Source organism: Enterococcus sp. R12 (assembly GCF_058135755.1).
Genome location: NZ_CM176874.1, coordinates 552,071 through 565,592, shown reverse-complemented (window position 1 = coordinate 565,592; position 13,522 = coordinate 552,071). Strand labels below are relative to the sequence as shown.

Below are 13,522 nucleotides of genomic sequence, written 5' to 3'. Positions count from 1 at the left end.
TTTTTATCTCCATAAATACCGCCTTTAAGTAAACGGTTACAAAAGCAAAAGATTGACACCGGTTACAATCCTGTTACAATTTGTAACAGGAGGGGATTACTATGTTGTTTCTTGACTATCAACCAGACTTAAATGAAACGGATATTGAAGTATATAAAGCAATAATTTCAGACGTAAATGCAGTTGCTTCCATGAGTATTCGTGAATTAGCTGAGAAAAGTCATACGAGTACTGCCAGCGTACTACGCTTTTGTAAAAAATTTCGCTGTACCGGTTTTTCTGAATTTAAAATTTACCTCAGTGCGTATCTCGAATCTCTTAAAGAAGAAAAAGAGGTAAAAACACTTGATTTTGAGAGTGAACTCTTGAATTTTTTAGCACGGACACAAGACAAATTCTTTGAAGATAAATTTGATGAGGCAGTTCACTTATTGATGGAAAAAGAGCTGATTATTTTTATTGGCGTAGGCTCCTCAAATGTTGTTGCTGAATATGGTTCTCTTTATTTCTCGTCACTATTTAACATGGCGATTCGCATTGAAGATCCTAGTAATTACCCTATTAATTACCTATCCACTGAGTTAGCAAAAAAAATGTGTATCGTCGCTTTATCCGTTTCGGGCGAGACCACAGAAATCATTCAATATTTAAATCATTTGAATCTATCAGAAAGCTCAGTAATAGGAATTACCAGCAGCTCTAATTCAACACTTTCTAAATTAGCTGATATTGCAATAACCTATAATATTTCGCTAGAAAAAATTAATGAAGCTGATATTACAACACAGATACCGGCAATGTACATTATTGAAAAGTTAGCGAAAACCGTGAGAAATAGAATGGAAACTCAATAGATTTGTAAAAAAAAATTCTTCAGGTAATTCTTTCCCTCTATTCACAAGTTCACCGATCGATATTCCCACAAAAAAAAGAGACTCACATGTATCTATGTGGTCTCTTTTTGATATATAGATTTGTTCAATTTATTTGTTTCTCTTACCTTTGGTTTGAGAAGACTTCAAAAAATCTTGTGAAGTTTCCTCTTCTCAATCATTTGCCTCTTCATTCCCTATTGTTGAGGTAACTTTTTCATCGATACGTAAAAATGGTAAGTAGATAAAAACACTCACAGCAATGATCGCAATTTGCAAGACTGATGCTCGCCAATCGCCACCAGTTGCTAAAAATCCAGATATGACAGGAGGAGTGGTCCAAGGTATCTGCACGACAACATGATTGATTAAACCAACAGCTGTTGCAAAATATGCAACTGTTAGGGAAAAAATCGGCGCCAATACAAATGGAATAATCAAACTAATATTGAAAACAATTGGTAAACCAAAAATGATCGGTTCACTGATATTAAATAGTGCAGGAGTTACGGATAATTTTGCAAAGTCTTTGTAGTCTTTACGACGACTAAAGATAAAAATAGCAATTAGCAAAGCAATAGTATTTCCTGATCCTCCCATAACAGCAAACGTATCTTTAAATGCCATGTTTATGATATGTGGAATATCTTCCCTATTCGCATAAGCAGCCATATTCTCTTGCATATTTTGAATTAAGAACGGATCGAGAAGTGAACCTGATATCACTGCTTGATGAATTCCAAACCCGAAAAATAGATTTGCAATTGAGGTAATTAAGAGGAACCCTGGTAAACCTGTCGTTACCCTACTTAAAGGTCCAGTGATTAGAGTAGTAATCAACGAATTAACATCCATATTGAATAATTGATTGACAGCAAATGAACCAATTGCGAAGGTAGTCACGGTAATCATGATTGGAATAAGGACGTTAAATGACTTCAACACAGCTGGTGGGATATTTCCTGACAACTGAATTTGTAACTTTTTGTTATTTGATAACTTAATAAAGAGTTCCGTAGCAGCTAAGCCCACAAAAATTCCAACGAACATTCCTGACGCACCAGTATGAGTGACGGGAATAACCCCGCCTACCTCCAGCGCTTCTTGACTTCCTTCTGGTGTAAACATCGTCATCATAGGGGTGAGAACAATAAACGTTGAAATAGCGACTAGAACAGCAGCAATATGATTTGTATAATTTCTGCTAACACACATATGATAAGAAACTGCCGCAACAACTAATAGCGTCGTTATACTTAGCGTTCCATTACTGATGGAAGTCCCGATTTCTTGAATCGTCGTTAATGTTGCTGGATCAATGATATTTCCCATAAATCCTGTTGGCTCTAAAATAACATAGTTGATCAATGTAACAAATCCCGCCAACATCATAAAAGGCATAAAAGTGGCGAAAGCATCCCTTAGTGTTCGAAGATGAATCTGGTTCCCTAGCCTTGTGGCTATTATTCCGAACTTTTCAAAAATAGCATCTTTTTTACTCATAATCCCGATCAGTCTCCTTTTTTAGTTGTAAGCGATTGCTTATGGGATGATCATACACCAGCTTTTTAAAAAAGTAAATATCTTTATTTAAAATTATATATCTTTTTTAAAAATCAAAAAAAAACCAACGAAATTCGTTGGTCTTCACTTCTCAACAAAAACTGCTTCAAAAATAAAATCTTTGTATAAATGTCTCGAAAGAGAATATTCAAACGGTACACCAGATGACAATGACACCACTTTGTCTACCTCTATCATAAACTCGCCTGGTTTTACAGAAAGAATTTCCGCATCGAAGTCATTTGCCACATCACCTTTGATCCAAATATGGGAAGATTTAATCTCTAGACCAAGCTCATTTGTAATGTAGCCATATACAGAACGTTTCAAATGCTTTGGTTCTAACCCCGGTATAACAGAAAGTGGCATAAACGTTTGCTCAATAGAATACGGTTGTTCATCAATAAAACGACTTCTAATAATATTATAGACATACTCTTTTTGATTTATTTCTAAAATTTCTGCCACTTCATTCGATGGCAACTCAATTGAGAACGTATGGATTTCAGAAGTCACATGTTCTTCCCCTACTAAATCAAAAAGACCTTCATTTGGTCCAAACACTTTCGAATTATCAATTGGTCTGCGTAGAACTTCCGTTCCGAATCCACTACGTGTTCGTAAAACTCCCTCTGATACTAGCATATCAATACCTTTCTTCACAGTGAGCTTACTTGTTTGATACTCATGCGCAAGTTCATCGCCTGTAGGTAATTTTTCGCCGATTTGATAGGTTCCATTGGCAATTTTTTTCTTTACCTCCGTATAAACCTCCATATATTTTGGCTGTTTCTTCATAACTTACTCCCTCATACTCATCTCTATTACTTATACTTTAACATAAAAAATTGTCTTTTTACAGCTAAAAACATACCCATCACTAAAAGATATATATTTTTAATAAAAAGTATTTATTTATACTAAAAGCAATGTTACACTATTAAAAACGAACAGGAGGAAACGATAATGTCAAGACAAACTCAGTTAACATTTCCAGATGACTTTTGGTGGGGCTCCGCTTGGTCAGCAGAACAATCTGAAGGGCGTGGAGAAACAGGAAAAGCAGAGACCGTATGGGATCGGTGGTTTCACGAAGAACCTCATCGTTTTTATAAACGAATTGGACCTAGTATTACGACAGACCATATCCATCGTTACCACGAAGATATTCAATTGATGAAACAAACGGGGCACAATTCATTTCGTGTGTCTATCTCATGGGCACGAATGTTTCCAAATGATGGGGTTGGTAAACCAAACGAGAAAGCGATAGCCTATTATCGAGATCTTTTTACCGAAATGAAAAATAATAATATCAAAGTTTTTGCGAATCTCTATCATTTTGATATGCCCGCAAAATTACAAGATAAAGGGGGATGGGAATCACGTGAAGTTGTTGATGCTTATGTAAATTTTGCTGATACCTGTTTTCTAGCGTTTGGCGACTTAGTTTATCATTGGTTCACCTTTAACGAACCTTTGGGGCCAATCTTGGGCTCTTATTTAGAAGATTTTCACTATCCAAATCTCATTGATTTTAAGCGTGGTGCTCAAGCAGCGTTCTTTACCATATTAGCTCATGCAAAAGCCATTCAAACTTTTAAAAAATACCAGCTATCTAGCAAAATCGGAGTAATTCTCAATTTGAGTCCGACTTTCCCAAGAAGCCAAAATTCAGCAGATAAAAAAGCAGCAGAAATTGCGGATCTTTTTTATACTCGTAGTTTCTTAGATCCCATGGTCAAAGGAGTATTTCCAGAAAAACTAGTCTCGTTGCTGGAGGAATATGACCAATTACCCGTTGATTTCAATGACACAGACCTAAAAATTATTGAAGAGAATACCGCACAGATACTTGGTCTAAACTACTATGAACCACGCCGTGTCAAAGCAAGAACTTCTGCCGTTAATCTAGAAAGTCCATTCTTACCAGAATGGTTCTTTGAACCGCATATTATGCCTGGCCGTCGAATGAATGAATATCGTGGATGGGAAATCTATGAAAAAGGAATTTATGATTTATGTATGGACATCAAAAATAACTACGGAAATATTGAATCCTTTATCTCAGAAAACGGTATGGGTGTTGCTAATGAAGAACGGTTCATGGATGAAAATGGACAGGTGATTGATGACTATCGCATTGAATTTATCCAAGACCATCTCGCCTATTTATGGAAAGCAATTCAAGATGGCTGTAATATAAAAGGATACCATCTATGGACATTCATTGATTGTTGGTCATGGATCAATGCATATAAAAACCGCTACGGCTTAGTTTCTTTAGATTTAGCCACACAGAAACGTACAATAAAGAAAAGCGGCTTGTTTTACAAGGAACTAAGTAAGCAAAACGGTTTTTCCTACGATCTCGAGCGACTGGTAGATTAGCATTCACGAATATGATCGATAGTGATCTGTATAGAAGAAACCTGTTGCCACAACTCCTCTTTCGCACCTTTTAAGAAGGCGACAGGGTTTTGTTAGTAAAAAAATAACCGTTTCCCTGCTAAAGTCGACGGTTATTTTTTTGTCATTTTTCACTGTGGCTAGGATACGAAAGAGCAGCATGGCAATAAATGTACCAGAATTTATCTGGAACTTATTAGCCGCTAGTTTCGATAATCATGCTTCCCTTTTCTTTAAACATTGCATTCGTTTTTAGATGTTCGAACACTTCTCCAAAATGACTACATCGAACACCTTATTCCAATTGAGAATAAGGTTTTGCCTATGTCGCTTATCGATTTTGTTTGAAAATATCCTTGTTAAAGTTGAAAAATCACTCTCTTCTTGCTATACTAACTATGTAAAGAGGAGTTGTGGCCACAACCCCTCTGCAGCGCCATTTAAGACGGCGACAGGTTTATTAACTTAAAAAATAACCGTTTTCCTGCTAAAGTTGACGGTTATTTTTTTTTGTCATTTTTCACTGCGGCTAGGATACCAAAGATCAGCATGGCGGTAAATGTACCAAAACTGATCATTAGCCCGATTGCTTCCGCTGTGGACAAAAAGGCTTCTCCTTTCTGAAGAGTTAGTACTTACATTCATAAGCACCACCACCTTTCAAAGATAGCCACCGTCACAAACTTTACTGCAGTCAAATGGTACCATACTTCCATCAATAAAACTTTCAAATGCCAAGGATTTATCATTATTTTTTCACGGCTCATGGTCCATCTACTGTGATTCATTCCATAAATTCGTCAAAATAACCCGCTGTTCTCTCTTCAAGCCTGATCCACTCTTTTCCGACCTTCTCCAGTCCCTTTTCTCAGTCCCAACCAAGTGTCTTCCATCAAGAAAAATAGTCAAAAGTCAATATCATTCTATTCACCAAAAACCACTTTTGTTATAGTAACAAAAAGGAGAATGCAGATGAGAAATGAACGAAAAATCATTCAAGATAGCACCCTTGGTGTAGAAGCTTTATTATTTAACGGCATCCAGCAGGAGTTTCCTAACCATTGGCACGAATATTATGTGATTGGCTTGATGGAAGCTGGGACGCGTCAATTCACCTGTCAAAATACCTGCTATATCGTTGAAGCAGGCGACTTGATTTTGATTCCACCAAAGGCTGCCCACCGCTGCCAGCAACTCACGGAGGAGAAGCTGGTTTACCGTAATATCCACTTAACCCCGGAGAACATGGCGGTACAAGTACAAAAAATTTTTAACACTCAATTGACGCCCCACTTTCCTGAACCGGTCATTCGCCAAGTGAAAGAAAAAGAGGAATTTCATGCAGTGCATCAGCTGCTGCTGTCGGATCGCGGTGATGAGTTTGAAAAGCAAGAACGCTTTACTTGTCTGCTTCACGACCTGCTTGTTCAGTATGCGGATTTCACCCACGAACAAACGGACCCGGTGTCAAATAAAGCCACAACGGCAAAAGCCTATATCGATCAACATTATGCCGAAAAATTGTCCTTGAGTGAATTAAGTGACGTTCTTGGAATGAATCAGTACGTCTTGATTCGGCAGTTTACCAAAGCGTATGGGCTGTCGCCGTTTCAATATTTAAGTACGGTGCGCATCAGTGCTGCCAAGAAAAGACTAGAAGCACAAGAAGCAATTGCAGAAGTCGCTTTTCTGACAGGTTTTAGTGACCAAAGTCATTTTACCCGTATCTTTAAAAGCTTGATTGGGGTCACCCCGAAAGCTTACCAAACAATTTACCAAGAAGATGGAGTGAGAACGTATGAATAACCAAGAAAAATGTGTCATGATTATCGATGAACAATTACCGATTGGCTTAGTTGCAAATACTGCAGCAATTTTAGGCGCAACCTTAGGCAAATTGTTTCCCGAAGGAATCGGAGAGGATATTTACGATTCCACAGGCAGAAAACACCTTGGCATTGTCAACTTTCCCATTCCTATCTTAAAAACGAACAAGGAACAGTTGCAGACCATTCGTGAATCGATCAGTCAACAAGCAGATCCAGAAGTAACCATCATTGATTTTTCCGACGTTGCTCAGACCACCAATTCTTACGAGCAATACCGTCAGACGCTTGAGACAATTCCCACAGAAACACTGGCTTATTTTGGTCTTTGTTTAAAAGGCAAGAAAAAGAGTATCAATAAAGTCGCTGGCAGCTTGCCGTTGTATCGGTAAAGCGCTAGTAAAAAACGGTCGTTTAAAACAAGTTTTCTTTTTGTCGACCGAACAGTCTTCTTGCTATATACGTTTTTTATAAACAGTCCTATAAAAAAACAAACACTTTTGAGGTGTTTGTTTTTTTGTAAGAGATTTTCTAGCATACATTTTCTTGCTCTTTGATTTTGCCAAGATCAATTGAAAAATAAACTACTCTCCTTGATAAATATTCAGCCCCACTTCAGTATCTTCTACACAACTGTTCGCTGGTGCTTTAACAATCAGAAAAAGAAAGTAAAAGTCTCCCACACAAGAAGCGGCATGTGCGGTAGCAATCAAGATAAAAAGAGATGCCGTCAACCAGCCAAATAAATAAAATAGAAAGAGACCCACAGAAATGCCAAGGAATGGCGCCAATAAAATGATGGCAAATTTCCCTTTTGAATAAAAGGAATGGGGACTCGTGGCATATGCTACCCCATTTTTGAACCCAAACTTTACCTTCCCTTTAGGGTCAAAAAGCTTAAAGAAGGCACCATGGATCAATTCATGAATAATGATGAGAATAAAATACGCAACCATTAAGATCAAAAGATCGAAAACAAACGAAGTTTCAGCATTTGACCCATGACCACCTAAGACAAAGAGTGTAAAGAACACATAGAAAAAAATAAAACTAGGGATCGCCGCGAGATTCAATCTCTTTATTGTTTTTTTATCATCCATCAAATTGATTTGTTTGAGTAATTTCATCGCTGTTCTCCTTTTCTTTTTGTCATTCTTCTTAGTATATGATTTCTATGAACTCCCTTTACCCAACCAACAAGAGCAGCAAACACAAAACCAGTGCAGTTAAAACGAAGAGGAAATTGATCATCTCTGGCGCACTTTCAAACCTTCTCTTTAATGGCGGAGGACGAAAACTTGGATTCATGCTTTTCGTTTGGTAGTCCACGCTGCTTGATAAAAAGCTGTCGGAAGGGATCATAAACACCAACAGAACGCCATAAATAATGGAGGCAGGAATCAGGAGTGAGCATTTGGCTAGGTAACCAATCAGTAGACTCACGATCAAAGGAATAGCTACGTACAAAACACTTTGGTACAGTATTCGTCGAATTGGTTTCATAGGGAAGTCTCCTTAGTCAATCTTCGTTACGCACAGGCACAAAATAATTTTATTTACTTATCAAATAAATATACCATTGCTTTTAAAGACTGTAAACACGCCAGAAAACCAAGTCGATGCTGCCAAGCGCGACTGCCCAATGCTTGGTGCAAAAAAAGAAGTGGTTTCTTCCCACTTCTTAAAAAGCACTCTACTTGTTTTTTCCCTTCAATTAACCTCTCATGATAATCGGTAAACCGTTATACTTACCAGATTGCTTCCTCTCTTCCCTTTGAAAAAGACACGACGCTGGAAAAAGAAGCCTGCGAACCTTGTCTCTTTATTAAAACTTCTTCTGAAAAATATTCGTCTAAAAAAATCATACGACCTTGTCTTTCCTTTTGGTTTCCTACAACACCCGATCTACTTGAGAAAAGACTGCGAAACCTTCTTTAGAAAAGCAAACGTCTCAAGAAAAAATAATCGTGCGGTTTCTGCCCTTCCTTTTGGCTTCGTACAATGCTTGATCTGCTTGGTAAAAGGTTTCTGAAATGTCTAACGCAGAGGCTGCTTCTGAAATCCCTGCCGAAAAGTAAAGGGTCAGTTGGGCAGTTTCTAATTTCAACTGTTCATTGCTTAAAAACAAATGGAATTCTTCAATAATTTTTTTCACAGCATCAGAAGTATTCTCTTTAAATAGGACTAAAAATTCTTCGCCGCCATATCGATAAACTTCGACTAAATGGGAAGGACTTTTCTGGTAGAGAAACGTCATCAGCTTTTCCGAAAAGAAGGATAGGGCTTGATTGCCGATTTGATGTCCATGGTGATCATTGATGCGCTTAAAATGATCTAAATCCATCATCACCACGACGAGTTGGTCCTTCTCAGGTAGCGCCAGCTTTGAAATATCCTCGTTCAGACTGCGGAAATTTTTCACCTTGGTCAACTCATCATAATTGCGTTCAATGATTTTTGTGTTGATTTTTTCCAGGAAATTTTTTTGATTCTGCAAATAATACTTCCATAAAGAAACGATCCCCACAGATCCAATGCCTAAAGACACCACATCCCAAACGCTAATTTCGCGGCGATAAAAAAGCAAGGCGTTGAGCATCGGCGAGACAACCGTAACGAAAATCGAAAATAGGTAAAACGCCGTGTGATTTGGTTGTCCATAAAATCTTTTCTTTAATAAGCCCGTAACGATTAAAATGATGTAATTTAATCCGATAATAAAGAGCATGGCTTCCCATTCAAATTTATTGATCAATGCAAAAAAGGTCAGCAAAATGACGGGTACTAACCCAACCAGATAGATTTTTTCTTTGAGAATGCCAAAATAATAAATAAAGATTGGAATCGTATATTCATACGCAACATAACCGATACTGTTCAAAGAAAATGATATAATAAAGTAGACTTGCGAAATAAACAAAACAATACCAATAAGAATTTTAAACGACAGGCGTAAATTCAATTCTTTGAAGTTCTTGATAAACAAATCATACGAAATGAGCAAGCTCACGACTAACACAGAATAGATCGCAGCATAAATCAGATGGACAAACACACTACTCCTTCTTTCTTTCATAGATTTTTCTTTAAAATCGTTCGCCCATGATTTTGAAAGGCTCGATTCTTTAACGATGCAGCGCACGAAATAAGCTTTTTTCCTGCACTTCATGAAACCAAAAATAAAGCGACCCCAGAAAGGAGCAGAAACCAATGTCTGAGAAAATAGAACAAGAACTCTTATCGATATTTCCCCAATTATATTTTGATGCCCAGCCTATCTTTCAAATGAAAGCAGATAGTCAGAAAGTGATTGGCTACGAATTATTATTGAGAAGTACCGAAAGAAATAGGTTTCCCCTTTCCTTCTTCCAGCAAGTGATCAAATACAAAAAATTACATACTCGTTTACTGCAGTGGTATCGAAATGAAATTTTCAGCTTGCTTCATCCGAACGAAGAAACAAAAATCAGTCTCAATATCCACCCGCAACAACTCAGCTACCCAGAAACCTTTTTGATGTTAGCTGATTTAGCTCCCTACCATGATCGTATTTTGATTGAGATCACCGAAGACGATACAGAACCTTCTATCGCTTGTGATCCCAAGTCCTTTCTTATGAACAAAATCAACCAAATAAAAAAGATGCGCTTCTCTGTCGCATTGGATGATGTAGGGACAGGCATTCATTCACTGACAAATATTGCACCGATGCTGGATAAAATCGATGTGATCAAGTTTTCGCCTATCTCGTTGCGAGTCCTGTCCCAAAAAGAGATTTTCTTTTTGATCGACTTCTGGCGAAATATCGCCAGCAATCGTAAAATCCAATTTATTGTCGAAGGGGTCGAAACCTCGGATATCCATGAGTACCTGCTTGAAGAAGAGATTTTTCTTCAACAAGGGTTTTATTTGGACAAACCTGCCCCAGCTGATCAATTAAAGCGAAAAAAATAGTCCTCGCGTCGTTTATTTTTCTCACTATACGCGATCAAAAATAAACGATTATTAAAAAAATGAACAGATGCCCTTCAAATATAACACAAATAATTTTATTTGCAGAATTTTTGCTGATTCGGCATCGTTTTAACGGTGATTTCACATGAGAGAAAGTAGAAATCAAAGAAAAGACCTTTTTTTGATAGGTGAATAGACAAAAAGCATTCAAGAAGTCAATTCCTGAATGCTTTTTGTCTATTCACTCTTTTTTCGATACACCCCTTCTATTTCAATCGCTCACCTTCCCTAATTGCAAAAGTATTAAAAATAGTCATCACTTCTTACCTACTCGTCTTGCTAGAAGTGATGCCTACCATTCCCCTCTTTGATTCATCTCACATTGAAAACCAGAGAATGTTTCGCTTTTGTTCCTAGATTGTAACCACACAGTTCTTTTAGATAAAAGCGGTAATCATTTTCAACGATTCGAATGATCTCATTGTCGGAAAAATCGTCGAATCGCATCATTTCTGTGACTAAGACCAGTTTGGCGTCGATGCCCAAAATATCTGGGGTGATCGCCCAAAATGTTTCTGGTGAAATGGCTGCTACCAATTCATCAAGGAGGGCCAATTGCTTTTCAACATACGCCGCTAAATCGCCATTGGCGCGGTGTGACTCCGCAAATTTCTTTTGAAATCCATCAAGGTATTCTGTTTTTGAAGTAAATACCGTCATGCTTTTTTACTCCTTTCTTTGAGGGGAACAAGTCCCGTTATTTTCTTCCTAAAGCTCAGCTTGTTCTTCTAGTTATTCATTCACTTTTTTTCTAGCTGCTGAAAAATCACCCAGGTACAGGTGTCAATGCAGAATATCTAGCAATCCTCTGACCAGCTGCTTGTAATGCTCTTTTTGATCTTTTGCTCCATTTTCTGCCTTGATTGAAAGACTTTGCTCAATGGCTGCTTGAGGAATCAGCAGATGAGTATTTAAACTTGAGATAAAGGAGACACTTTCTTCCAATAATTGATACTCTTTTTGCAAGTTGCTGGGTAATTTATATTTACGTAAAGGAAATAAATAGCGAGCATTGGTTTTTATTTCTTCTATACGATCGTTTTCTAGTAAGTAACGCATGGTATCGAGTTGTTTTCCTTGATGATATGGGCAACTATCTGCACTCAGCAGATGGGTATAATACCCGATGTATTCACTATTTAGGATGGTTCTTTCAAACGCTTCTTTCTTGATTTTCATCTTCTGTATCCTTCTTTCAAAGCTATCACTGACCTCACTTATACAGCGTTTGTGGTATCACTAAGTACTGTTTCTTCTTTTGGTCCATTTTTTGTTAAATCTTTCATCAAAAAAAGAGAAACTGCAAGTTTTCCCCACAGTTTCTCCTTTACGCTTCTAGCGATGCCTATAGTTAAGGAGCGACGCTTTCACCGTGTTTCTTTTTTCTTGTTACTGCGACGACAAACAGTACTAGGAGTGCATACCCAAGAATGATCAAACTGCTTGTGTTTGACGAACCTGTTTGTGGTAATTTTCCTTGTCCGATTTGAGAACCATCTGCTACGATCGTTTTCTTATTGTCATCGTCTGCTTCTTCCTCTTGCGTCACCGTTTCACCGATTCGACCAGTCACAGAGACTTGCCCTGTCGTCGCCTCTGCGACGCTGGTTTCCGATAGATCCCAGACAGTCAGAGTCAGTAACACAGCGACGAAAAGAACGATTCGTTTTCGTTTTTTCATACGATAGATCCCTTCTTTACTGGGATTTCAATTCTTAGTCTTCCTCTACATCCGGCGCAAAGCTCAAGACCAATTTGAAACTTGGATTTGATTCTTCTGATGCATCGGTCGGTGTTGCTTCACCAGTGAAAGCAAACGTGCCTTCATTCGTTCCTTGGTTGCCTTCAAGGGTAAATAATTCTGTTTCTGCTACGGTTGGTGTGCCGTTTTCAAACAACTCGATACCATTTACGTTTAACAAGTCTACTTCATCCATATTCAATGGTGTATCGACACCCGCAACAGAAGCGATCACACCAACTGCTGAGTTATTTGTCACAGTGTAGCTAGGGGAAACGATCTCTTTGTGGCTTGACTCTTCTGTCGTATAGAACAAAGCAGTCGTTGGAATCGTCACATTGATCCATTGGTTCAAATCATTGGGATTTGGTCCAGGTGTTGTATTATCGAATTCACCGATGATCCCGTTTACTTGGACATCTCCTGACGTATCGCCTTCACGTCCGTCAATGGTTTGTGTCGCAAAAGCGGTGGTGCTGCTTGCGATTACTCCTGCGATCGTTGCTGTACTTAGAATGGCTGCTACAAATTTTTTCATTTTTATTTCCTCACTTTTCCTTTTTTTTAATTCTTAACGATAATCGTTAATTCAGCTTCAGTGACCCCTTGTTTTTCTTTGCTTTCAGGGTCGTAAATATTGATCGTGGCTTTTGCGGGATATTCCCCTTTGGCCAGCGGTGTCGCCAAGGCGACATTTTCAACAAATTGATTTGGATAGATCGCACCGGAAGAATAGATGACTTCCCCGCTCGACAGTAAAGAGATATCCACGGCGATTGGGTACACATTGGTGCCTGGATTGACGATCTCGATGGATCCCGTGCTTTGACCATCTTCAAAAATGGCTTCTGGATTGATTTGCAGCGTGAAATAATTCGCATCCGCAATCTCCTGCGCTCGTTCAGAAACCCGCTGATCGGTGGCATCGCCAGATTCTGGCAACAGGTCGGCACTGATCAAAGGGACTGCTGCTTTTGATTGGTAAAAATAGTACCCGATCCCACCGATAAGTACTAGCAACAGCAACAACCACAAGATCCATTTCCGTCGATCCTTCGTTTCGGTTTGATTCGTTTGCTCCAATGGATTCACCTCCT

At 38.4% G+C, this 13,522-nt stretch carries 16 protein-coding genes; 5 read left to right on the top strand and 11 right to left on the bottom strand.

Annotated elements, in window-relative coordinates; genetic code table 11:
- Positions 1–101: 101 nt before the first annotated feature.
- Positions 102–854 (top strand): MurR/RpiR family transcriptional regulator, encoded by a 753-nt coding sequence (locus ACTW1R_RS02630; protein ID WP_005227526.1) that lies wholly within the window; start codon positions 102–104, stop codon positions 852–854.
- Between the two features lie 192 nt (positions 855–1,046).
- Here ACTW1R_RS02630 and ACTW1R_RS02625 read toward each other — a convergent pair whose 3' ends face one another.
- Entirely contained in the window at positions 1,047–2,375 is a 1,329-nt protein-coding gene (locus ACTW1R_RS02625) for a PTS sugar transporter subunit IIC (RefSeq protein ID WP_005227522.1), read from the bottom strand.
- 144 nt (positions 2,376–2,519) lie between these two features.
- Complete coding sequence (locus tag ACTW1R_RS02620) at positions 2,520–3,233, bottom strand: GntR family transcriptional regulator (protein WP_005227520.1); 714 nt, start codon at positions 3,231–3,233, stop codon at positions 2,520–2,522.
- 168 nt (positions 3,234–3,401) lie between these two features.
- Between ACTW1R_RS02620 and ACTW1R_RS02615 the strand changes: the two genes are divergently transcribed.
- A complete protein-coding gene (locus tag ACTW1R_RS02615) occupies positions 3,402–4,826 on the top strand; it encodes a glycoside hydrolase family 1 protein (protein WP_074536600.1) in 1,425 nt (474 codons plus the stop codon).
- 518 nt (positions 4,827–5,344) lie between these two features.
- Here ACTW1R_RS02615 and ACTW1R_RS02610 read toward each other — a convergent pair.
- Entirely contained in the window at positions 5,345–5,449 is a 105-nt protein-coding gene (locus ACTW1R_RS02610; RefSeq protein WP_017144486.1) for a putative holin-like toxin, read from the bottom strand.
- Positions 5,450–5,816: 367 nt separating this feature from the next.
- On the opposite strand from ACTW1R_RS02610, the gene ACTW1R_RS02605 reads away from it, so the two are divergent.
- The gene (locus ACTW1R_RS02605) at positions 5,817–6,650 is read left to right on the top strand and encodes an AraC family transcriptional regulator (RefSeq protein ID WP_087626882.1); all 834 of its coding nucleotides are present in this window, start codon (positions 5,817–5,819) and stop codon (positions 6,648–6,650) included.
- On the top strand, positions 6,643–7,062 hold the full coding sequence (locus ACTW1R_RS02600) for a DUF2000 domain-containing protein (protein ID WP_005232083.1): 420 nt from the start codon (positions 6,643–6,645) through the stop codon (positions 7,060–7,062). The genes ACTW1R_RS02605 and ACTW1R_RS02600 overlap by 8 nt, the downstream gene beginning before the upstream one ends.
- Before the next feature lie 192 nt (positions 7,063–7,254).
- Here the strand turns inward: ACTW1R_RS02600 and ACTW1R_RS02595 are convergent, their stop codons facing one another.
- The 3 genes from ACTW1R_RS02595 to ACTW1R_RS02585 form a co-directional block, all read right to left on the bottom strand.
- Complete coding sequence (locus ACTW1R_RS02595; RefSeq protein WP_087626881.1) at positions 7,255–7,797, bottom strand: DUF3267 domain-containing protein; 543 nt, start codon at positions 7,795–7,797, stop codon at positions 7,255–7,257.
- Positions 7,798–7,855: 58 nt separating this feature from the next.
- On the bottom strand, positions 7,856–8,173 hold the full coding sequence (locus tag ACTW1R_RS02590; RefSeq protein WP_086339094.1) for a hypothetical protein: 318 nt from the start codon (positions 8,171–8,173) through the stop codon (positions 7,856–7,858).
- A 448-nt stretch (positions 8,174–8,621) separates the two neighbouring features.
- Positions 8,622–9,746 carry a GGDEF domain-containing protein gene (locus tag ACTW1R_RS02585; protein ID WP_231473252.1) on the bottom strand — a complete coding sequence of 375 codons (1,125 nt, stop codon included), beginning with the start codon at positions 9,744–9,746 and terminating at the stop codon, positions 8,622–8,624.
- A gap of 134 nt (positions 9,747–9,880) precedes the next feature.
- Here ACTW1R_RS02585 and ACTW1R_RS02580 point away from each other — a divergent pair, with 134 nt between their 5' ends.
- Complete coding sequence (locus ACTW1R_RS02580; protein WP_010748787.1) at positions 9,881–10,624, top strand: EAL domain-containing protein; 744 nt, start codon at positions 9,881–9,883, stop codon at positions 10,622–10,624.
- A gap of 372 nt (positions 10,625–10,996) precedes the next feature.
- Here ACTW1R_RS02580 and ACTW1R_RS02575 read toward each other — a convergent pair whose 3' ends face one another.
- From ACTW1R_RS02575 to ACTW1R_RS02555, 5 genes are all read right to left on the bottom strand, one after another.
- On the bottom strand, positions 10,997–11,344 hold the full coding sequence (locus tag ACTW1R_RS02575) for a DUF7006 family protein (RefSeq protein WP_015508957.1): 348 nt from the start codon (positions 11,342–11,344) through the stop codon (positions 10,997–10,999).
- A gap of 123 nt (positions 11,345–11,467) precedes the next feature.
- Complete coding sequence (locus tag ACTW1R_RS02570; RefSeq protein WP_270788072.1) at positions 11,468–11,863, bottom strand: hypothetical protein; 396 nt, start codon at positions 11,861–11,863, stop codon at positions 11,468–11,470.
- Positions 11,864–12,035: 172 nt separating this feature from the next.
- Positions 12,036–12,365 carry an LPXTG cell wall anchor domain-containing protein gene (locus ACTW1R_RS02565; RefSeq protein ID WP_086294541.1) on the bottom strand — a complete coding sequence of 110 codons (330 nt, stop codon included), beginning with the start codon at positions 12,363–12,365 and terminating at the stop codon, positions 12,036–12,038.
- Positions 12,366–12,399: 34 nt separating this feature from the next.
- Positions 12,400–12,963, bottom strand: coding sequence for a hypothetical protein (locus ACTW1R_RS02560; protein WP_271815062.1), 564 nt, complete (start codon positions 12,961–12,963; stop codon positions 12,400–12,402).
- A gap of 26 nt (positions 12,964–12,989) precedes the next feature.
- On the bottom strand, positions 12,990–13,508 hold the full coding sequence (locus tag ACTW1R_RS02555; protein ID WP_034868793.1) for a hypothetical protein: 519 nt from the start codon (positions 13,506–13,508) through the stop codon (positions 12,990–12,992).
- Between the last annotated feature and the right edge of the window lie 14 nt (positions 13,509–13,522).

Bases quoted from the DNA above. Each gene is read 5' to 3' on its own strand.
- ACTW1R_RS02575 (WP_015508957.1), bottom strand. From the start codon at position 11,344: ATGACGGTATTTACTTCAAAAACAGAATACCTTGATGGATTTCAAAAG.
- ACTW1R_RS02570 (WP_270788072.1), bottom strand. From the start codon at position 11,863: ATGAAAATCAAGAAAGAAGCGTTTGAAAGAACCATCCTAAATAGTGAA.
- ACTW1R_RS02620 (WP_005227520.1), bottom strand. From the start codon at position 3,233: ATGAAGAAACAGCCAAAATATATGGAGGTTTATACGGAGGTAAAGAAA.
- ACTW1R_RS02595 (WP_087626881.1), bottom strand. From the start codon at position 7,797: ATGAAATTACTCAAACAAATCAATTTGATGGATGATAAAAAAACAATA.
- ACTW1R_RS02565 (WP_086294541.1), bottom strand. From the start codon at position 12,365: ATGAAAAAACGAAAACGAATCGTTCTTTTCGTCGCTGTGTTACTGACT.
- ACTW1R_RS02605 (WP_087626882.1), top strand. From the start codon at position 5,817: ATGAGAAATGAACGAAAAATCATTCAAGATAGCACCCTTGGTGTAGAA.
- ACTW1R_RS02615 (WP_074536600.1), top strand. From the start codon at position 3,402: ATGTCAAGACAAACTCAGTTAACATTTCCAGATGACTTTTGGTGGGGC.
- ACTW1R_RS02585 (WP_231473252.1), bottom strand. From the start codon at position 9,746: ATGAAAGAAAGAAGGAGTAGTGTGTTTGTCCATCTGATTTATGCTGCG.
- ACTW1R_RS02600 (WP_005232083.1), top strand. From the start codon at position 6,643: ATGAATAACCAAGAAAAATGTGTCATGATTATCGATGAACAATTACCG.
- ACTW1R_RS02580 (WP_010748787.1), top strand. From the start codon at position 9,881: ATGTCTGAGAAAATAGAACAAGAACTCTTATCGATATTTCCCCAATTA.
- ACTW1R_RS02630 (WP_005227526.1), top strand. From the start codon at position 102: ATGTTGTTTCTTGACTATCAACCAGACTTAAATGAAACGGATATTGAA.
- ACTW1R_RS02590 (WP_086339094.1), bottom strand. From the start codon at position 8,173: ATGAAACCAATTCGACGAATACTGTACCAAAGTGTTTTGTACGTAGCT.
- ACTW1R_RS02560 (WP_271815062.1), bottom strand. From the start codon at position 12,963: ATGAAAAAATTTGTAGCAGCCATTCTAAGTACAGCAACGATCGCAGGA.
- ACTW1R_RS02625 (WP_005227522.1), bottom strand. From the start codon at position 2,375: ATGAGTAAAAAAGATGCTATTTTTGAAAAGTTCGGAATAATAGCCACA.